Below are 19277 nucleotides of genomic sequence, written 5' to 3' on the forward strand. Positions count from 1 at the left end.
CATCTTGACGGCACTTGACACGCCTCGCCGCCCGAGTATGTCTCAGGGCAGGGAGGGACCAGATGAGATCCTCGAGATCGCTGAAATCGTATGCACTGTCCGCCGTTGCCGCTTTCGTGCTGGTCACCGGGCTCGCCTGCCAGATCCCGAACGCCCCGGCCGGCGTCGCCGCGTCGGCCGGGCGGCCCGGCGCCGCGGCCGCGACGGTGGAGCCGGCCCGCACCGTGGAAGTCCTGCTCGGCGGCCGGGCCGAGCTGGATCGCCTGGTCGGTCTCGGCGCCGACCTCGACTCCGTACACGCGGCCGGGCAGGGCCTGATCGCGCACGCCGTCGTCACGCCGGACCAGCAGGCCGAGCTCGAACGCGCCGGCTTCCGGTTCGGCAAGGTGCTCTACACCGAGTCCGACTGGGCCGGCCGGATCGCCGAACGGAACGCGACGATCCAGGCGCATCGCCGGCAGAACAAGGCGTTGCGGGCCAAGGCGAACCTGCAGCCGACCGCGACCGACGTGCTGAAGATCCTGCGCGCCGACTACTTCCAGAGCAGGGAAGGGACGTTCCTCTCCGTCGAGGTGAAGACCAGCGACGGACAGGCCCAGGACTTCGACCTGACGGTCTACCGCGACTCCGGTCCGGGCACCGAGATCGGATCGGGCGGCACCCAGACGCTGAGCCGGTTCGTCGACGCCGACGTCTACCTCTACCACCGCGGCCTGGCCGCGGTCACCGCCCGGCCCGCGTACATCGAGGTCCGCAGTCCGAACGGCGGTGTGGCTACCGCCAGGGTCAGCGAGTGGCTGCCACCGGGCCGAGGTGACAGGGACCCGCCGCTGACCGGCTTCGTCGACAGCTACCTGACGCCGGTCGAGTTGTACGCGCGGATCAAGCAGCTGGCCGCCGACTATCCACGGCTGGCCGAGATCGTCGAGCTGCCCTACCAGACCAACGGCTACCGCAGGCTCGCGCAAGCCGTCTTCGGTGACGCGGCCGCCAACCGGGTCGCGGTCGACTCGCTGGCCTGGGGCCACGAAGGTGGCAACGACATCTCCGTCGAGCTCGCCGACCCGGGCGCCGCCGGCTCGCCGCTGACCGTCACGGTTTCCGGCAAGGCCATCCGGGTCGGGCTGGCCACCGACGCGAGCGGTGCGCTGACCAGTACGGCGGCCGAGGTCGTCACGGCGCTGAACGCGCAGGCCGGTGGGCTGGTCCACGCGTACACCTATCGCGGCAACGCCGGAACGGGCGTGGTCGCTGCGGCGGCACCGACCCTGCTGAGCGACTTCCTGCACGCGCCGGAGAGCTTCCCGCGCGCACCGCAGACGGTGTACATGCTGCGGATCGGCAAGCACCGCGACGGATCCAAGCTCGGCGTACTGGCGTACGCGCAGGAGCACGCCCGGGAATGGGTGCCGCCGCTGGTGTCGGTCGAGACGGCCGAACGCCTGCTGCGCAACTACTCGACCCACCGCGAGACCCGCAGGCTGCTGGACAACCTGGACATCTTCATCGCGCCGTCGATCAACCCGGACGGCGGGATGTACTCCTTCTACGACTCCAACGGGCAGCGCAAGAACATGACGAACCTCTGCCCGCTGACCGGTGCCGCCGACGCGCTCGGCCGCAACCAGTGGGGCGTCGACAACAACCGCAACTATGGCGCGTACACCTTGTGGGACGGGTACTTCGGCGCGTCGACGAGTTGCACCAGCGGCACGTTCGCCGGGCCGGCATCGCTGTCGGAACCCGAAGGCAGGAACCTGGTCTGGATCGCCGACACGCATCCGAACATCAGGTTCTCGATGAACCTGCACTCCTCCGGTGACCTGTTCATGTGGTCGCCCGGTGCGTACCAGGTACCCGGACGGATCTCGGCGCCGCGACCGGACCTCGACGACGAGGCGTTCTTCTGGGGCGCGTCGCAGAGCATCCTGACGGCGATCAGACGCCATCGCGGCACCGTGGTCGTGCCCGGGCAGACCGGACCGATCATCGACGTGCTGTACTCCGCGGCCGGCAACTCCGGCGACCACCTGTGGTACCGAAACCACATCTACGCCTGGAACTTCGAGGTCGGCACGGCCGGGTTCCAGCCGGAGTGGGCGGAGGCACGCGAGCAGGCGATGGAGTACGCCAACGGACTGTATGAGCTGATGCGGGTGGCGTACGCGTTCTCGCGGGACCGTACCGACCCGCGCTCGTCAACCTCGCCGCACGGCGGGAGGTATCTCGCGCCCGTGTCGGTGGGCTTCTCGACGTCCGAGCCGGCCGCCGTCTTCTACACGCTGGACGGCAGCCGGCCGACCTTCGCCTCGCCGCAGCTGCGGTCGACGGGCGTCCGGGAGGGCGCCGAGACGCTGCTGCTCGAACGGACGACGACGATCCGGTGGTTCTCGGTCGACCAGGCCGGCAACGTCGAGAACAACTACCGTCCGGACGGCCATCGCGGCGGCTACAACCAGGCGACGTACGTGATCCGGCGCTGACTGCTCAGCTCGCCAGGTCGTCGGCGAGGCGGTGCAGGCCTTCGAGCGTCCAGGGCACGCTGCGGGGATCGTGGTGGTGCTGGAACAGCGTGATGTCGAAGGCCGTGGCCGCCGCGCAGACGGCCAGAACTCCCGGGCCGGCGACCGCCTCGCCGGCCCGGCGAATCATCGCGATCGCCTCGGGCTCGGCGCCGCGGACGTGGGCCTCGCGCAGCAGCCAGGCGTAGTCGACGGCGCGGGTCCCGCTTCCGAACGCCTCCAGGTCGATGACACCAGTGATCTCGCCGTCGTGCGCCAGAACGTTGCAGGTGTTGAAGTCGCCGTGCACCAGGTCGCCGGCGGGCAGGGCGATGTCGCCGTACCCAGTCAGCACGGCGTCGAAATGGTCGAGGAGCTCCGCACCTGGCGTACCGAGTCCGCGCACGACCCGCCGGGGATCGTCCGGTCCTTCCTCCCGCGCGCATCGCGTGACGTACGGCGACCAGTTGTGGCCCGGGTCGGGATCCAACCCTGCCTGGCGTTCGACCACCTCGACGAGCTGCGCGGCGGTACGGCCGGTCATCGTCGTCATCGGCTCGCCGGGCACGTACTCCTGCACGTGGTAGACCACGCCGGCCGAAGTGATACCGGCGGCGAGCCAGGCCGGCGTCGGATAGCCGGCGGCCCGGATCCGCTCCACGAGTCGTGGCTGGCCCGCGATTCGGTTCGTCCCGCCGTGCGTACGCCACTTCAGAATCGCTTGTTCGCCGGCCGGATCGGCCAGCAGCCAGGCGCCACCGTTCAGGCCACCTTGGCAGCGTTCGCGCAGGCTGAAGCGCAGGTCATGGGTCTGGTTGAGCTCGTGCACCACGTCCAGGGCACGGTCAAGCTGAGTGTCCATCGGGGTTGCCTCTCCACACAGTCGGATAGCCGTCACGTCCGGACGGCTGAGCGGTATGGAGAGAAGTCACGCCACGCCGGCACCCTAGCCAGGCAGGGCCGGCCAACGCACGGGGTTATTCGACGCCGCTCAGGACCTCGTTGAGGTCGAAGCGCACCGGCTCCTCCAGCTGGCCGTACGTGCACGACTTCGGGTCGCGGTCGGGACGCCAGCGGGAGAACTGCGCGGTGTGGCGGATCCGCGCGCCTTCCATCTGGCTGTAGCGCACCTCGACGACCCGCTCCGGGCGCAGCGGGGTGAACGAGAGGTCCTTGCCGACCGCCCAGCGGGAGTATTCGGCGTTACGCGGTGTCCGCGCGCCCTCCTCCTGGCGTGCCCATGCCCACGGGTGGTCGTCGAACGTGGTGACCAGCGGCTGCAGCTCGGCGAACAGCTCCTTGCGCATCGCCATCGGGAACGCCCCGATCACGCCGATCGAGGCCAGCTCGCCCTCGTCGTTGTAGAGGCCGAGCAACAGCGAGCCGATCCGGTCGGGTCCGCTCTTGTGCAGGCGGTAGCCGGCCACTACGCAGTCGGCCGTGCGCTCGTGCTTGACCTTGAACATCACCCGCTGGTTGGGCTCGTAGAGGCAGTCGAGCGGCTTGGCGATCAGCCCGTCGAGCCCGGCTCCCTCGAACTCCCGGAACCACCGCTCCGCCAGCGCGCGGTCGGTGGTCGCCCGCGTCACGTGGATCGGTGCCTTGGCCGACGACAGCGCCTCCACCAGCACCGCCCGTCGCTCGGAGAAGGGTCGTTCCATGAACGACTCGTCGCCGAGCGCCAGCAGGTCGAAGCCGACGAACTTGGCCGGCGTGGTCTCCGACAGCAACGTCACCCGGCTGGCGGCGGGGTGGATCCGCTGCTGCAGCGCGTCGAAGTTGAGCCGGTCACCGGAGCCGCCGACGACCACCAGCTCACCGTCGATCACGCAGCGTTCCGGAAAGTTTTCGAGCACGGCCTGGACGACCTCGGGAAAGTAGCGCGTCATCGGCTTCTCGTTCCGGCTGCCGATCTCCACCTCGTCGCCGTCGCGGAAGATGATCGAGCGGAAGCCGTCCCACTTCGGCTCGAAGGAGTGGTCACCGAGCGGGATCTGCTTGACCGCCTTCGCCAGCATCGGCTGGACGTGCGGCATCACCGGAAGCTGCATGTCCATATCCTGCCCCAATCCACCCCCATCAGGCGCCCGGCTTCGCGGCGTACACGGATCACCACAGATCGGGAGAACAACGTCGAGACCTTCACACCTGTCCGTAAGTAAACGAAGAGCGACCTAAAAATCCGGCCGAGATGGGGGAAACTGTGTGTGTCATGTCTTCACAAGGCAGGGCCGCGCACGGCAATATGTGCGCACCCCATAGCAGCGGCTATAAGAGAAGAAGAGGTGGCAGCGATGTACGAAGTCGTGCTCCTCATCGAAAAACCACTCTCCCGTTACGACGCGCACGAGATCGCGGAGTTGTACTCCGTGCAGAACGAACCCACGCACGTGCACGTCCTGCTTCCCGTGGAGGACGCTTCTGCACGAGTGGAGTCCGCGCTCGGCTCGATAGCGGCGAGTGAGGTCCTGGCGACATCGTCGCTGAACTTCCCGGACGTCGACCTCGCCCAGATCCAGCACGAGATTCTCGAACGCAGCAAGGCCGCACTCAAACGCAGCGTCGAGGCGCTGCGCAACGAAGGCCTCGAGTCCAGCGGCGAGGTCACCTCCGCCGAACCGGTCGAGGCCCTCATCGACGCGCTGCGCGCCCGGGAGGCCCGTGAGGTGGTCATCGTGACCAGACCGCATCTGGTCGCCGAGTTCTTCCACATCGACTGGACCTCCAAGGCAAGACGAAAACTCGGTGTCCCGTGCCTTCACCTCATCGAGCACAGGGATCCCGAGACCTCACCCAACGGCGCGCCCACCTGAGCGCGGCCGGCCGGCTGAGCCGTCATCGCCCCAGCTCGTCCAGTTCTTCCAAGCGCCGGACGAGGAACTCGCGCTCGGCGTCGTTACGCACCATCGCCAACGCCTGCTCATAGGCCACCCGCGCGCCCGCCGGCTCGCCCAACCGCCGCAGGAAGTCCGCACGAGTGGCCGGCAGCAGGTGATAGTCGGGCAGCGCCTGCTCCAGCCCTTCCAGCAACTCCATCGCCGCGGCCGGGCCGTCGGCCTCCGCCACTGCGACCGCACGGTTCAGCCGTACGATCGGCGAGCCGGTCAACTCCTCCAGCTGCTCGTACCAGTCCGCGATCGCCGCCCAGTCGGTCTCGGCCGCTGTCGGCGCCGTCGCATGCTGGGAGGCGATCGCGGCCTGGAGGAGGTACGGCGTGCCCTGCCCGTACGACAACGCCTGCCGCAACCGCACCAGTCCCTCGGTGATCTCCTCGCGGTCCCAGCGGTCGCGGTCCTGCTCGGCGAGCAGCACCATCCGGCCGGAGGCGTCCGTACGCGCGTCCCGCCGGGAGTGCTGGAACAGCAGCAGCGCGAGCAGCGCCGGCGGGTCCGGCTCGCCGGGCAGCAGCCCGGCCACCGTCCGGCACAGCCGGATCGCCTCCGCGCAGAGCCCGCGGCGTACGAGCTCCGCGCCGGAGGTCGCCGAGTGCCCCTCGGTGAAGATCAGGTAGAGCACGGCGAGGACACCCGCCAGCCGTTCGGGCAGCTCCGCCTTGCCCGGCACGCGATACGGAACTCCCGCGGCGGCGATCTTCTTCTTGGCCCGCGTCAGACGGGCGGCCATCGTCGGCTCGGAGACGAGGAACGCCCGGGCGATCTCCGGCGTGGTGAGCCCGCCGACCATCCGCAACGTCAACGCGATCCTGGCCTCCATCGCGAGCGCCGGGTGGCAGCAGGTGAAGATCAGCCGCAGCCGTTCGTCCGGAATCGGCTCCTCGTCCAGCAGCTCGTCGTGGTCGTCGACCACATCCGATCCGTCGACGATCAGCAACGGCAGCTTGCGCGCCAGCGTCGCCTCCCGGCGCAGCCGGTCCAGCCCACGCCGCCGGGCCGTGGTCAGCAGCCACGCCTCCGGCCGATCCGGTACGCCGCCTGCGTCCCAGTGCTTCAGCGCCAGCTCGAACGCGTCGGCCAGCGACTCCTCCGCCACGTCCAGGCTGCGCAACTGCTTCACGAGCAGGGCCAGCAGGCGTCCCCAGTGTTCGGAGAACGCCTGCTGGACGGCACTGATGCCAGTTGTCAGCACGGCACCTTTCTACCGTGTCAGCTGCTCGCGCTGGAGTAGAACCTCAGCCCGAACCCCCAGTACGCCCGGATCAACGCCACAGCGACCGCGGCCAGCCCGAGTCCGCCGAGCACGACCTCCCAGCCCAGCTCGCCGGCCAGCGCCTGCGCCGGGAACGTCGTCGCGAACCCCATCGGCACCGCGAAGGTGAAGAACGCACGCACCACCGGCGGGAAGATCGGCAGGGGGTACTGCCCGGCCCGGGTCACCTCCAGGAACACCTCGCTGACCGGGCCCACCGACTGCACCCAGAACGCGAGGTACACCAGAGCCGACCACGCGCAGGTGATCAGCACCAGCCCGGCCAGCACCAGCAGCGCGGCCTGCAGCACCTCCAGCGGCCCGGGCACCGTCCCGGCTCGCACCAAGCCCACTACCAGGACGGCCAGGCCGGTCAGCACCTTGCCGAGCTCCGCGGGCTGGAACCAGCGAAACGTCAGGTAGAACTGCCCGTTCACCGGCCGGATCAGTACGGTGTCGAGCTCACCCTTGCTGATGTAGTCGGTCATCCGGGTGAGGTTCGGCCCGACGACGGCGGCGAGCACACCCATCGTGAGCTGGAACAGCCCGACCAGTGCGATCACCTTGGCCTGCGACCAGCCGTTGAGGTCGTCGGTGTAGCCGAAGAGCAGCCAGATCGGCAGCAACGCCAGGAACAGCTCGACCATGCCGACGCCGATCGTGGTCAGGAAGTGCACCCGGTAATGGGTCTCGCGCACCATCGCCTGCACGACGAAGCGGCGAGCCACCCGCAGGTGCACGCGGATCCGGTCCCATGCGGTCACGCGCCCACCGCCGAGTACGACCGGACGCCGGCCCGCCACACGAGTGCCACGACGAGCACGGCGAGGCCGACATAGCCTGCCTGCAAGGCGATTCCGGCGGTCAGCTCCTTTGACGTCAGCTCTCCGATCACGACCTCGAGCGGAAACGACAGCATGAACCGGAACGGCTGGACGTCCATCACCGCCCGGGACCAGTCCGGCATCAACGCCAGCGGAACGATCGCACCGGACAACACGTCGTGCAGCAACTGATACCCCCGGTACACACCGCGTACGTCGTCGAACCAGAACCCCAGCGACCCGATCAGCAGGCTGACCGTGTAGACCAGCACGGCGGCGAGCACGACGCTGAGTCCGAACAGCAGCCAGCGAACCGGATCGCCCGGCACGCGGACTTCGCCGCGGAAGATCCACCACAGCACGACGATCGCGGGCGTGTGCCAGATCAGCTTGAGCAGCTTCTCCGTCAGGTTGTTGGAGATCCCGTCGAGCTGGCTCGGCGCCGGGCGGATCAGCCATTTCGACAGCTCGCCCTTGCGAATCTCGTCGGCGAGGAACGGCGCGAGCCACGACGAGGTGAGCATGGACACCACGCCGAGCAGCACGAAGTACGTCGTCAGGTACTCCTTCTCGACCGGCAGGCTCGCACCGTTGGCGAGCGCGGCCCGCCAGATCAGCAACGAGATCACCGGCATCGTGACCGCGGCGAGCATGAACAGCAACCACGAACCGCGGTACGCCATCGCGACGCCGAGGTTGAGCACCGTCAGCCGACGCAGGACCCGGAACGTCCGCCTGAGCCGGTTCACCGGGCACCCCCGAACAGCTCGGCGATCACGGCCTCGAGCTTGTGATGTCCGGTCCGCGCGATCAGCTCCGGCACTCCCCCGTCGTACTCGATGTGGCCGTGGTCGATGATCATCACGCGCTGGCAGAGCGCCTCGATGTCGCCCATGTCGTGGCTGGTCAGCAGGATCGTCGTGCCGCGCTGCCGGTTCACCTCGGCCAGGAACGTACGGACGCGGGCCTTGGCCACCACGTCCAGGCCGATCGTCGGCTCGTCCAGGAACAGGATGTCGGGCCGGTGCAGGAGCGCGGCCATCAGCTCGAGCTTCATCCGCTGGCCCAGCGAGGTCTTGCGGACCTGGACGTCGAGGATGTCCTTGACGTCCAGCATGGTGGCCAGCTCCTCGACGGACTGGTCGAAGTCGCTGCGACAGGTCGTACATGTCCTTGTGCAGCAGGAAGGTGTCCATCGCGGGCACGTCCCACCAGAGCATGGTCTTCTGGCCCATCACCAGCGAGATGCGCCGCAGGAACTCCGGCTTGCGCTTCGACGGGGTGTGGCCGAGTACGTCGAGCTCGCCGCTCGTGGGATAGAGCAGGCCGGAGAGCATCTTCAGCGTCGTGGTCTTGCCGGCGCCGTTCGGGCCGAGCAGCCCGACGAACTCGCCCGGCTCGATGCCGATGTCGATCCGGTCCACGGCCAGCCGCGTCTGGTAGCGGCGGCGGACCAGGCTCTTCAGCGAGCCGAGCAGGCCGGAGGACTGCTGGTGGAAGGTGTAGGTCTTGGTGAGGTGATGTGCGGAGATGACCGCGGGCATGGGCGTGCGCCTTCGCATTGAGGAAGAAAGGGACAGCGAAGTAGTCGGCACGCCCGGCGGGGCAGCAAGTCGGTTTCGCGCGCCTCTAGGTAGGCCGGGTCGTACCTAGAGGCAGTTGGTTCGACGATTCACGGTCGTGAGCCTGCCTGCCAGGCGATGCGGCTGTCAATCGACTTTCGGCGGCCAGGCGCTAGCGTGGGCGCATGCTTCGACCGGCCAGGCTGGCCGTGACCACGACGGCCCGGGTGAGCTTCGAGCGAGCGGCCCGGGCCCGTGAGCAGGCTGCCCGCTGGAAGGCGACGTTCGTCGCACGCGAGGGGCGCGGGCTGGGCCAGCTGCTCGAGGCGTACGACGCCGTACTGGTGTACGAACCGAAGCGCGTCCGGCTGGCCGACCGGCTGGGCGACGTCGTGTGCCACCCGGGCATGGCGCACTGGCGGATCCTCCGGATGGGTCAGGGCGAGCCCGATCCGCTGGTCACGCTCGGCGGGCTCCGGCCCGGTCAGCGCGTGCTCGACTGCACGCTCGGCTACGGCCAGGACGCGCTGGTCGCGGCCGCCGCGGTCGGGCCGGCCGGCCTGGTGGTGGGACTGGAGTCGAGCCTGCCGCTGTTCGCGCTCGCGCATGAGGGTCTGCCCAGCCTCATCGATCCGGGTACGTCGGCACCGATCCAGGTCGAGTGGGCCGACTCGGCGAGCTGGCTGGCCAGGAACACCCAGCCGTTCGACCTCGCCATGCTCGACCCGATGTTCGTCCGGGCCCGGCAGGCGCAGCCGGGCTTCGAACTGCTGCGCCGGCACGCGGTCGAGGAGCCGCTGGACGAGCTGCTCGTCAAGGCCGCCTTGCAGGTGGCGACCGCCGTCGTGGTGAAGCTCGGCCACCCGACAGTGCTCGACGCGCTGTCGCTCCGCCCCACGGCGATCCGCCAGACCCAGTCGCTGACCTGGGCCCGCTTCACCCGCGACTAGTCCTGGTTCTCCCAGTTGGCGAGGTTGATCTTGCTGGGCTGCACCCGCGGCGGCTCCCCCGGCATCTTGGGGTAGTCCGGAGGATAGGGCAGGTCACCCAGGCCGTGGTCGCGCTCGTCGCGGGCAGACCATTCGAGCAGGGTGTCGAGGGAGTAGGCGTGGTCGTTGATGCCGGCGTGGAGGTCGCCGAGCTTGGCGAAGCGCTCGGGCATCGTCACCACGTCGAAGTCGTTGGGCTCGACGGACGACAGCTCGTCCCAGGTGACCGGGGCCGAGACCGGCGCGTTCGGCTTCGGGCGGATGGAGTAGGCCGAGGCGATCGTACGGTCGCGGCACATCTGGTTGTAGTCCATGAAGATGCGCTCGCCGCGCTCTTCCTTCCACCACGCGAGCGTCGCCTGCTTCGGCATCCGACGTTCCATCTCGCGGCCGAGGGCGATCACGGCGCGCCGAGCCTCGACGAACGTCCAGCGCGGCTCGATCGGAACGTAGAGGTGGACGCCGCGGCCGCCGGACGTCTTCGGGAACGCCCGCATGCCGAGCTCCTCGAGCAGCGCACGCACCTCGTGGGCGACGGCGACCGCATCGGCGAAGTCGGTGCCGGGCTGGGGGTCGAGGTCGATCCGCAGCTGGTCGGGGTGGTCGACCTGGCCGCGCCGCACCGGCCACGGGTGGAACGTCAGCGTGCCGAGATTTGCCGCCCACGCGACGACGGCGACCTCGGTCGGGCAGACCTCGAAGGCCTTCCGCCCGCTCGGAAACGCGATCTCGACCGACTCGACGTAGTCGGGCGCGCCCTTGGGGATCCGCTTCTGGTAGAACGCGTCGCCTCGGTTGTCGCCGCGAGTCGAGAGCTTGGCACCCTCGAACACGCCGCCCGGCCAGCGCTCCAGTGTCGTGGGCCGCTCGGCCACCGCACGCAGCAAGCCGTCGCCCACGGCGACGACGTAGGACACGACGTCCTTCTTGGTGAATCCCCGCTCGGGAAAGTAGACCTTGTCGGGGTTCGAGATCCGGACCGTGCGGCCGGCCACCTCGATTTCCTCATAGGGCGTTGCCATACCGCCAACGGTAGAGGCATCCACCCCCGGAGAAGCCAAATGGCCGGTGTTTCACGGTTGGAATACCGCGAAACACCGGCCAGTCGAGCTGTCAGGCTGGGCAGCCCTGGGCCCTGCTCAGCCGCCGATCACGGGCGGCGGAGCGTCGTCGTCGGCGCCCCAGACGTCCTCGTCCTCTTCCAGCCAGGTGTTGCGCTGCGCCTCCTGGCCGTCTTCGCCCATGCCTCCACCGGCGCCGCCCATGCCGCCGCCCATCATGCCGCCCATCATGCCGCCGCCACCGGCACCACCAGCGCCGGCTCCAGCGCCACCACCGGCGCCCATGCCGCCACCAGCGCCGAACGCGCCACCTGGGCCGACACCGCCGCCACCGGCGCCCGCGCCGAGGCCACCAGCACCAGTGCCAGTGCCTCCAGGCCCGGTGCCGAAGCCGCCGACACCTCCACCGGAGCCGCCGAACGTGCCGGAACCGCCGATGCCACCGCCGCCAGAGCGCGCGGTCTCACCACCGATGTCGACACCACCGCTGCCGCCGGTGCCGCTCCCGTCGTAGCCGCCGCCGGGCGCCTTCGGGTCGTAGCTGCCGCCGTCGGGGCCGCCCGGGATCGTGTCGGTGGGCGGGTTGCCCGGAGGGTCGTAGGTGCCGCCGCCCGGGCCGTCGGTGCCACCAGGCGGGTCGTAGGTGCTGCCACCAGGCGGGTCGTAGCTGCCACCACCGGGGACCTTGCCGCCGCCGGGGACGCTGCCACCACCGGGCATGCCACCGCCACCACCAACACCCGCACCGCCGCCACCGGCACCACCGCCGGCTCCGGCTCCGGCATCAGGTGCCGTGGCGAACTGCGGAGTCTGCGGCGGCTGCACCCAAGCGGCGCCCGTGAGCTTGCCGCCGAGCTCGTTCGCCGTGCCGATGCACTTCTGGCGGAGCTCCTGGTTGACGCCCCAGTCTTCGTAGATCTTGTCCCACATCTCGGGGTCGTTGGTCGCCGGCATCACGGTCTCGTTGCCGTCGTCCATCCCCTTCGCGCCACCGCGGGCGTTGAGGTAGGCCTCCCACTGGCCCTGGTCCATCTCGCTGGCGACACCGTCGATGTCCTTGCTGACCTTGCCGCCGCGGGCCTCGTCCTCGCCGTCGTCGTAGCCGCGGTCGCCGCCCCGGCCGGTGTCGTAGGCGAAGTACTTGTGGTCGGTCTCGTTGATGCCGAGCGAGACCACCGAGTTGTCCCACGCGTGGTAGATCTTGATCCGGCCGTCCTTCCACCACTGCGGTGGCGGGAGCTTCTTCCGGCTCTCCGAGAGGTCGCGCGTATTGCCGTTGGCGTCGAAGTCCCAGGCCTCGAAGATGTCCTCCGACAGCTTGAGCATCACATTGTGCTGCGAGGTGTCTTCGGAGCCGGAGAGCGCCTTGCCGATGTCTTCGGCGAACTTGACGATCTTGTCGACCTCTTCGCCGAAGGCGTCGGCGGCCTTGCCGGTCCAGCCGCCCTGGTTCTTGTCGAGCAGCTTTTCCTTGGCGCTCTTCAGCCGAGTGGCGATGTCGGTCGCCTTGTCACCGGTCGTCTTCCACAGACCGTCGGCCGTGGACTTGAACGACGACGGCCCCACCGAGGTGACCAGATCGATGATTTTCCTGTGAGTCTCTTGGTCCAAGCTCATGATGTGTCAGCCCTTTTCCCCTACGCCTTCGGCTGTTCCTTCTGGCCGGCTATGTCGTCCAGGTTGTCGTTGAGGAGGCCCTGGATCTTGCCGACGTCGGCGCTGTTGCGTTCCTCGGCCGTGTCGTACTGGTCGGCGACCTTGTTGCACGCGTCCTTGAGACCGTTCAGCGCGTCGAGCAGGGCCTGGGTGGTAGTGGTCCAGGCGTCGAGGTTCTGCTGGTACTTCTGCTTGCCCTGATCGGAATGGTCAGGAAGCTTGCCGAACGTCGGGAACGTCGCGGAGGTGTATTGGTCGCCGCCACCGTCGGTCTTGCTGCTCTTGACGGCCTCTGCCCTGGGCTTCCATTCCTCGGCAAGCTCACCGACGAACTTCGCGAACTCTCGCACGTTCCCCGGGTTGACTGTCGTTGCCATCGAGTTCCTCTCCCCATACGTCCCTGCTGGTTCGGCAACCCCCGGTGGGTGAGTCTCGGTAACCAGCGCTCACGGTCGCAAAGACACCAAAAAGGTGCCCGGGCACAAGACTACGGCTTCTGAATTGGGCCCGCACGCACAGCATGCCGGGTTGTGGATAACTCACTCGAGCCGGTGCTGGAGAACAGGGCTCCAGCCGGATCGTACCGGTCTTCGACGGCTCGGAGGCGCCCGGTGGCCGCCTCCGAGCAGGCCCGCTCCACCTCACCCGCGGCGAAACACCGAGGCGAACGGCCGCACGCCCCGGCCGATCCGCTGTGACACGGTGCAGGGCTGCCAGTACTGGCAGGCATACTGGGCGCACCAAGATCGTGGCCAAATCGTGGCAATGAGGGGATTCCATGACTGGGACACCGCCCGAGCAGCAGCCGCCGCAAGGTCCGCCGCCGGGAGGGCCGCTGGGAGGGCCGCCGGCAGGGCCACCCGCTGGTCCCCCACCGCAGCAGCCTCCGTCCCGGCAGCCGCAGCAGGGATCGCCTCCGCCACACCAGGGACCGCAGGGACAACCGTGGCCTCAGCAAGGGCCACAGCCCGGCGGACCGGGCGGGTTCGGGCCGGCTGGTCCTGGCGGTCCGGGCTGGCAGGCACCCCAGCCGTCGCCACGTAAGGGCTCGGCGGGCAAGGCCATCGCCATCGTCGCGATCGTGTTCGTGCTCGTCGCCGGTGGTCTCGCCGGCGTCTACTTCGGCTTCCTGCGGGAGGACGGTCCGACCAGCGGGCGCGAAGGCACCTCGCTCGACGCCGGCCCGACGACGTTCGGCGTCGACCAGGTACGCAAGCCGCCACAGGAGCCCAACGACGCGGGCGACGGCGGCTCGTACGGCAAGCAGCTCAAGAACGCCCTCGTCAGCGCCGGCTTCGCCTGCAAGCGCCTGAACGGCCTCGGGCAGTCGGCCCAGGACGTCTGCTACCGCCGCGACGACAGCCCGGTTCCCACCGTGCAGACGGTCGGCGTCTCGATCGTCGGTGGCCAGGTCGCACGCGTCGTCGGGCGGGTCACGTACGACCCGAGCTGGGCCAAGCTGGCCTCGAACGCCGACGCCCGAGTCGTCGAGCGCGAGGCGTTCCAGCTGCTGATCGAGTCGGCCATCCCCGACGGCGAGCGCCCGACGGCGGCCAAGGCCCTCTCCACCGCCGGCCAGGACGACGAGCCGACCTCCCAGGTGACGCTCTCGTCCGGCAAGGTCGTCTTCAACGTCGGAAAGGCCGAAGGCAGCTTCAGCTACACCCGCAAGGCCTCCGGGAAGATGTCGGTCTCCAACGGCATGCAGTACGTCACACCCAAGGAGCTGCAGTCCGTCGCCGAGTCCAACGGCTTCACCTGTTCGCGGGCGGCCCAGGATCTCAACTGCACCAAGGGCAAGGCGACCATGCGCGTGGCCTTCCCGGCCAAGCCCTATCAGCCCGCGTACGTCCAGTCGGTCGGCATCGCGTCCAACGGCGACGCGCCGGGCAGCATCAGCGGAGTCGCCCAGGCGGTCGCGAAGCTGGTCGGCGACAAGTACGACGAGGGTGGTGACGCGTCCGGTTGGGTGGCCGGCTGCTTCGGCAAGTACAGCAACCAGGCGACCTACGGCCACACCCAGCTCACCTGCAGCCCGGACCTGTCCGGCTCCCCCAAGAACCCGGCGATCAGCGGCCAGAAGCTGGCGATCGTGGCCATCGACGCGTAGGGCGTCTCGCCGCAATCACGTCGAGCACGCCCTGCCCCTTGACCGTTCGTCATCGCTCCGCGTTGTCCGGGCCTGGCGCTGGCAGGTAGTTGCCGCGTTCGTTCTGAGGACGACCGCTGGTCACGTCGAGGTGTTAGGAAAGCCGGAGAGCTCAAAACTGGCAATCTGGCAATACAGGGCATTCAGAGGGGCACTCTCATGGCGTTGCGCCGTCGCTACCTGCTGCTCTCCCTCGGAGCGGCCTGCACGATCGGAATCGGCGGGGTGTCGATGACCGCCTACGCCGGCAGCACGTACTGGGGAGCAGAGGCCGCCGAGCTCACGATCCCGGAGATACAGGGGCCCACGCACCTGTCGCCGCACGACGCGGACGAAGTGAGCACGAGCGGCGTGGTCACCGCCCGCAAGTTCGACGGCTACTGGCTGCAGGACGCCAAGGGCGACGGCGACGACAGAACGTCCGACGGCATCTTCGTCTATACCGGCAGCAGCGGCGCCAAGCCGGAGGTCGGGCAGAGCGTCAAGGTCAGCGGGACAGTCGACGAGTTCCGGCCGAGCAGCGCGAGCGGCCCGAACCTCAACGTCACCGAGATCGTTCGCTCGTCGTTCACCGTGCAGGCCGGCGACACGCCGTTGCCCGCGGCCGTACGCATCGGGCCCGGCGGGCGGCAGACTCCCGCGCAGCAGGTCGACAGTGTGAAGAGCCGTACCGACATCGAGACGGCGACGTTCGATCCGGCCCACGACGCGCTCGACTTCTACGAGACGCTCGAAGGCATGCTCGTCGACGTCAAGGATGCCGAGGTGGTCGGGCCGACCAACAGCTTCGGCGAGCTGACCGTGCTGCCCGGCGGCACCAAGGGCCTGCCGCGCACCATCCGCGGCGGCGTCCGTTATGCCTCCTACACCAAGCCGAACGCCCAGCGCCTGACCGTCGACGACGAGATCGTCTACCGGCTGATGCCGGCCGCCAACGTCGGCGACACACTGGCCGGCGAGGTGACCGGGCCGCTGGCGTACGACTTCAACACGTTCCGGATCTATCCCAAGGCCGTACCGACCGTGAGAAGTGGCGGGCTGAAGCCAGAGGTGACCGGCAAGCCGGGTGCGGGCGAGCTCGCCGTGGCGTCGTACAACGTCGAGAACCTCGACCCGACCGACCCGCAGAGCAGCTTCGACCGGCACGCCCGGACGATCGTCGACAACCTCGGCTCGCCCGATGTCGTGGCGCTGGAGGAGATCCAGGACAACACCGGCGCCGAGTGCCCGGACGGCCCGTCCGACACCTGCACGCCCGACGGTGTCGTCGACGCCGACAAGACGCTGAACCAGCTGACCGCGGCGATCGAGGCGGCCGGCGGACCGGCGTACGAGTGGCGGCAGGTGTCGCCGGAGAACCTCACCGACGGTGGCGAGCCGACCGGGAACATCCGGCAGGCGTTCCTCTTCCGTACCGACCGGGGCGTGAAGTTCGCCGACCGGGGCCAGGCCGACGCCACGACCCCGACCGAGGTGCGAAGAACAGCCGGCAAAGCGCAGTTGACGCTCTCCCCCGGCCGGGTCGACCCCGCCAACGAGGCGTTCCAGGACTCCCGGAAGCCGCTGGCCGGCGAGTTCGACTTCCGCGGCCGGCCGTACTTCGTGGTGGCCAACCACCTGAACTCCAAGGGCGGCGACGAGCCGCTGACCGGCCGCTGGCAGCCGCCGAACCGCTCGTCGGAGACGCAGCGGCACGCGCAGGCGACGGTGCTGAACGACTTCGTGAAGAGCGTCCAGGCGGCGCAGCCCACGGCGAACGTGGTCGTGCTCGGCGACATCAACGACTTCGAGTTCTCCGAGACGTCGCAGATCCTCACCGGCGGCGACGCGCTGGTCGACCTCCCGCGCACGCTGCCGGCGGCCGAGCGCTACTCCTACGTCTTCCAGGGCAACTCCCAGGTACTCGACCACATCCTGGTAAGTCCGTCCACTTATGCACAGGTGACGAGCTACGACAGCGTGCACGTGAACGCCGAGTTCGCGGATCAGGCCAGTGACCACGACCCGCAGGTCGTCCGGATCCGGGTGGGCTGACGTTGTCCACAGGGCAGTGGCCCGCGTCCCGCATCTGTGGCGCTTCGTGGAATACGCTACGAATTGTGAACGGGACCGCCAACCCTGAACGCTCAGCCGCCGACGCACACCGGCTCAGTGAGCTGCTGTCCGACGCGAAGGCGACCGTGACCTCGGACGACCACACAGTGACGGTCACCGCGGCGCCCGGCAATGTCGTGGCTTCGATCGAGCTTGCCCAGCAGGCCCGCAACCATGGCGCTGCCGAGCTGGGCGAGCTGATTCTCGCCACGATCAGGGAGGCGACAGCCCAGCTCAACCGCGACCTGATGGAGTCGGCACGCGAGCTCGGACCGGCGGCTGTCGACGCGGTGGCCGCGGTGCTCGGCGACCCGTCGTCTTCCGGGCCGGCGAGTGCGATCGCCGAGCCACCCGGTCTCGACGAGCTCGCCGAGGGCTACGAAGACCTCGATCCCTGGGCCGATCTCAGCGCTGAAGAGCGTGACTACATCCAGAACGCCGGAATCGCCGACGAGGCCCTGGCCGCGCACCAGCATCTTGCGCAGCTCCAGCAGGATGCCGACCGGCAGCTCGCGGAGTTCACCGAGATCCAGCAACGGATGGCCGGCCAGTCGGCGACGGCGACCTCGCCGGACGGCGCGATCGAGGTGACCGTCCGCGCCGGCACCGGTGTGACCGGGATCGAGATCGACGACAAGATGCTGCGGCATGGCCCGACCAAGGTCGGCCCCATGGTGCTGGCCACGATCCAGCAAGCCACCGCCCAGCTGGCGATGGCCATGGCCGGCCCGGCGCAGGACTACGCCGGCTCCCGGTTCAACGTCCGCGAGCTGGTCGAGCGTTACCAGCCGGCGGACGACGAAGACGACGACACGCGGAAGTGGTGAGCAAGCATGGGCGGTGAGGGCGCGAAGTTCAGCAAGGAGGAGCTCGACAAGCTCAAGGGCAAGCTGGACAAGCTCAACGGCGACGCCGCCGGGATCATGCAGCTGGCCAGCACGACCGCCCCGGACATGAAGGTCTGGGGCCTGGTGGGCATGATCCCCGCGGCCATCTACTGGAAGGTGGCCGGTGAGGAGGCCCTCGAGCACCTCAAGATGATGGGCCAGGCACTCGAGGACAACGTGCAACGGGTCGACTCCGCCGGGAAGGCCTACAAGGCGACCGAGGACGGCCTGGCCGCCGCGATGCAGAAGATCCAGGACAAACTGAACGACACCGGTATGCCGGGCTACTGAAGCTCTATCCCAGAGTTGTGTCTCGGCCGGTTGACGATACGAGCGTGGAGTCGGAGAGCAGACGATGACCACACCTGAGACCGAGAAGGACACCTCGGTCACCAACGACAAGGACGCCGGCAAGGACACCAGCACAGGACGGCTGGACGGCAGCCAGATCGACAAGGTGCCGTTCGTCGGGCAGGGCGTCTCGGCGTACAAGTCCGGCGAGAAGCTCGTCGAGGACCCCGCCGCCAACTGGTCCGAGGCGGTCAACATCGGCACGCAGGTCTACGGCATGGCCAACAACGTCATGTCCATCGCGGCCGACCCGCTGAACTGGCTGATCAGCCAGGGGCTCGGCTTCCTGATCGACTGGATCCAGCCGCTGCAGGACGCGATCGGGTACGTCACCGGCAACCCCGAGCGTATGGACGAGGAGATAGCCAAGTGGACCCGCGTGCAGAACGCGCTCACGCCACTGGCCCAGGAGGTCCGGGACGCCTCCAACAACGGGCTGCTGGTCTGGGAGGGCAAGGCGAGTGACGCGGCCAAGACCAGGCTCAACGACTTCGCCGACGGCGTGGACGGCATCGCCAACGATGTCAAGCTGATCCAGATGATCATGAACATCTCCAAGATGCTCATGGAACTCGCCTACAACTTCGTGCTGGGGCTCATCGCGGAGTTCGTCGAGTGGATGATCATGATCTGGATCCCGGCGCTGGCCTCGGCGCCGGTCACGTTCGGCGGCTCGACCGCCGCGGCCGGGACGGCGACCGCCTACCGCGCGACCGCGACGACCAGCAGGGTCACCAAGTTCATCCAGAAGGTCAACATGATCCTCACCCGGCTCAAGATGCTGCTCCGCAAGGTCAGCGCGAGCGGGATGAACAAGGCCGGCACGAAGTTCCGCAACCGCGACGGCGGCCGATTCGCGGCGGGTTACAAGGGCCCCGGGCAGGTCATCAAGGACTTCGCCACCGACAGGTCGGCCTACTTCAGCCCGTCCAATCCCAACACCTGGATCAGCCGGGCGCCGGGCGCCGTCCAGGCCGGCAAGCAAGGCGTCGACTGGGCGACCGACGAGCACCACTACTCCGATGAGGAACTCGACAAGAAACTCAGTGGTGACTGA

The 19277-nt window shown here is 68.7% G+C and carries 17 protein-coding genes and 1 pseudogene; 8 read left to right on the plus strand and 10 right to left on the minus strand.

The genetic code is table 11. From position 1 onward, the window contains the following. Positions 1-62 precede the first annotated feature (62 nt). Positions 63-2483, plus strand: coding sequence for a M14 family metallopeptidase (locus ACYVF6_RS34445; RefSeq protein WP_460527475.1), 2421 nt, complete (start codon positions 63-65; stop codon positions 2481-2483). Between the two features lie 4 nt (positions 2484-2487). Here ACYVF6_RS34445 and ACYVF6_RS34450 read toward each other — a convergent pair whose 3' ends face one another. Both ACYVF6_RS34450 and ACYVF6_RS34455 read right to left on the minus strand, forming a co-directional pair. Continuing rightward, complete coding sequence (locus tag ACYVF6_RS34450; protein ID WP_460527477.1) at positions 2488-3363, minus strand: aminoglycoside phosphotransferase/kinase family protein; 876 nt, start codon at positions 3361-3363, stop codon at positions 2488-2490. A 115-nt stretch (positions 3364-3478) separates the two neighbouring features. Further along, positions 3479-4552 carry an ATP-dependent DNA ligase gene (locus tag ACYVF6_RS34455; protein WP_460527479.1) on the minus strand — a complete coding sequence of 358 codons (1074 nt, stop codon included), beginning with the start codon at positions 4550-4552 and terminating at the stop codon, positions 3479-3481. A gap of 243 nt (positions 4553-4795) precedes the next feature. Here ACYVF6_RS34455 and ACYVF6_RS34460 point away from each other — a divergent pair, with 243 nt between their 5' ends. After that, the gene (locus tag ACYVF6_RS34460; RefSeq protein ID WP_460527481.1) at positions 4796-5314 is read left to right on the plus strand and encodes a hypothetical protein; all 519 of its coding nucleotides are present in this window, start codon (positions 4796-4798) and stop codon (positions 5312-5314) included. A gap of 22 nt (positions 5315-5336) precedes the next feature. On the opposite strand, the gene ACYVF6_RS34465 is transcribed toward ACYVF6_RS34460, so the two are convergent. The 5 genes and pseudogenes from ACYVF6_RS34465 to ACYVF6_RS34485 all read right to left on the minus strand — a co-directional run. Beyond that, positions 5337-6587, minus strand: coding sequence for an RNA polymerase sigma factor (locus ACYVF6_RS34465; RefSeq protein ID WP_460527483.1), 1251 nt, complete (start codon positions 6585-6587; stop codon positions 5337-5339). Between the two features lie 17 nt (positions 6588-6604). After that, positions 6605-7411 (minus strand): ABC transporter permease, encoded by an 807-nt coding sequence (locus ACYVF6_RS34470; RefSeq protein ID WP_460527485.1) that lies wholly within the window; start codon positions 7409-7411, stop codon positions 6605-6607. After that, positions 7408-8220 carry an ABC transporter permease gene (locus ACYVF6_RS34475; RefSeq protein WP_460527959.1) on the minus strand — a complete coding sequence of 271 codons (813 nt, stop codon included), beginning with the start codon at positions 8218-8220 and terminating at the stop codon, positions 7408-7410. The genes ACYVF6_RS34470 and ACYVF6_RS34475 overlap by 4 nt, the downstream gene beginning before the upstream one ends. Continuing rightward, a complete protein-coding gene (locus ACYVF6_RS34480) occupies positions 8217-8588 on the minus strand; it encodes an AAA family ATPase (protein ID WP_460527961.1) in 372 nt (123 codons plus the stop codon). The genes ACYVF6_RS34475 and ACYVF6_RS34480 overlap by 4 nt, the downstream gene beginning before the upstream one ends. Positions 8589-8742: 154 nt before the next feature. After that, a pseudogene (locus ACYVF6_RS34485) lies at positions 8743-9033 on the minus strand (ATP-binding cassette domain-containing protein); the annotation flags it as partial. Between the two features lie 185 nt (positions 9034-9218). Between ACYVF6_RS34485 and ACYVF6_RS34490 the strand changes: the two are divergent. Further along, the gene (locus ACYVF6_RS34490) at positions 9219-9983 is read left to right on the plus strand and encodes a hypothetical protein (protein WP_460527487.1); all 765 of its coding nucleotides are present in this window, start codon (positions 9219-9221) and stop codon (positions 9981-9983) included. Here the strand turns inward: ACYVF6_RS34490 and ligD are convergent. The 3 genes from ligD to ACYVF6_RS34505 all read right to left on the minus strand — a co-directional run bounded on the left by ligD (position 9980) and on the right by ACYVF6_RS34505 (position 13116). Further along, on the minus strand, positions 9980-11044 hold the full coding sequence (ligD, locus tag ACYVF6_RS34495) for a DNA polymerase domain-containing protein (RefSeq protein WP_460527489.1): 1065 nt from the start codon (positions 11042-11044) through the stop codon (positions 9980-9982). The two genes, ACYVF6_RS34490 and ligD, sit on opposite strands and share 4 nt — an antisense overlap. 117 nt (positions 11045-11161) lie before the next feature. Beyond that, positions 11162-12700, minus strand: coding sequence for a WXG100 family type VII secretion target (locus tag ACYVF6_RS34500; RefSeq protein WP_460527493.1), 1539 nt, complete (start codon positions 12698-12700; stop codon positions 11162-11164). A 20-nt stretch (positions 12701-12720) separates the two neighbouring features. Further along, positions 12721-13116, minus strand: a complete 396-nt coding sequence (locus ACYVF6_RS34505) for a WXG100 family type VII secretion target (RefSeq protein WP_460527496.1) — start codon at positions 13114-13116, stop codon at positions 12721-12723. A gap of 401 nt (positions 13117-13517) precedes the next feature. Here ACYVF6_RS34505 and ACYVF6_RS34510 point away from each other — a divergent pair, with 401 nt between their 5' ends. The 5 genes from ACYVF6_RS34510 (at position 13518) to ACYVF6_RS34530 (ending at position 19277) form a co-directional block, all read left to right on the plus strand. Further along, the gene (locus ACYVF6_RS34510; RefSeq protein WP_460527498.1) at positions 13518-14849 is read left to right on the plus strand and encodes a hypothetical protein; all 1332 of its coding nucleotides are present in this window, start codon (positions 13518-13520) and stop codon (positions 14847-14849) included. Positions 14850-15047: 198 nt separating this feature from the next. Next, a complete protein-coding gene (locus tag ACYVF6_RS34515; RefSeq protein WP_460527500.1) occupies positions 15048-16922 on the plus strand; it encodes an endonuclease/exonuclease/phosphatase family protein in 1875 nt (624 codons plus the stop codon). A 65-nt stretch (positions 16923-16987) separates the two neighbouring features. Next, positions 16988-17809, plus strand: a complete 822-nt coding sequence (locus tag ACYVF6_RS34520) for a YbaB/EbfC family nucleoid-associated protein (protein WP_460527502.1) — start codon at positions 16988-16990, stop codon at positions 17807-17809. Positions 17810-17815: 6 nt separating this feature from the next. Further along, positions 17816-18160, plus strand: coding sequence for a hypothetical protein (locus ACYVF6_RS34525; protein ID WP_460527504.1), 345 nt, complete (start codon positions 17816-17818; stop codon positions 18158-18160). A 64-nt stretch (positions 18161-18224) separates the two neighbouring features. After that, on the plus strand, positions 18225-19277 hold the full coding sequence (locus ACYVF6_RS34530) for a hypothetical protein (RefSeq protein WP_460527506.1): 1053 nt from the start codon (positions 18225-18227) through the stop codon (positions 19275-19277).

The organism is Flindersiella endophytica, from assembly GCF_054779015.1.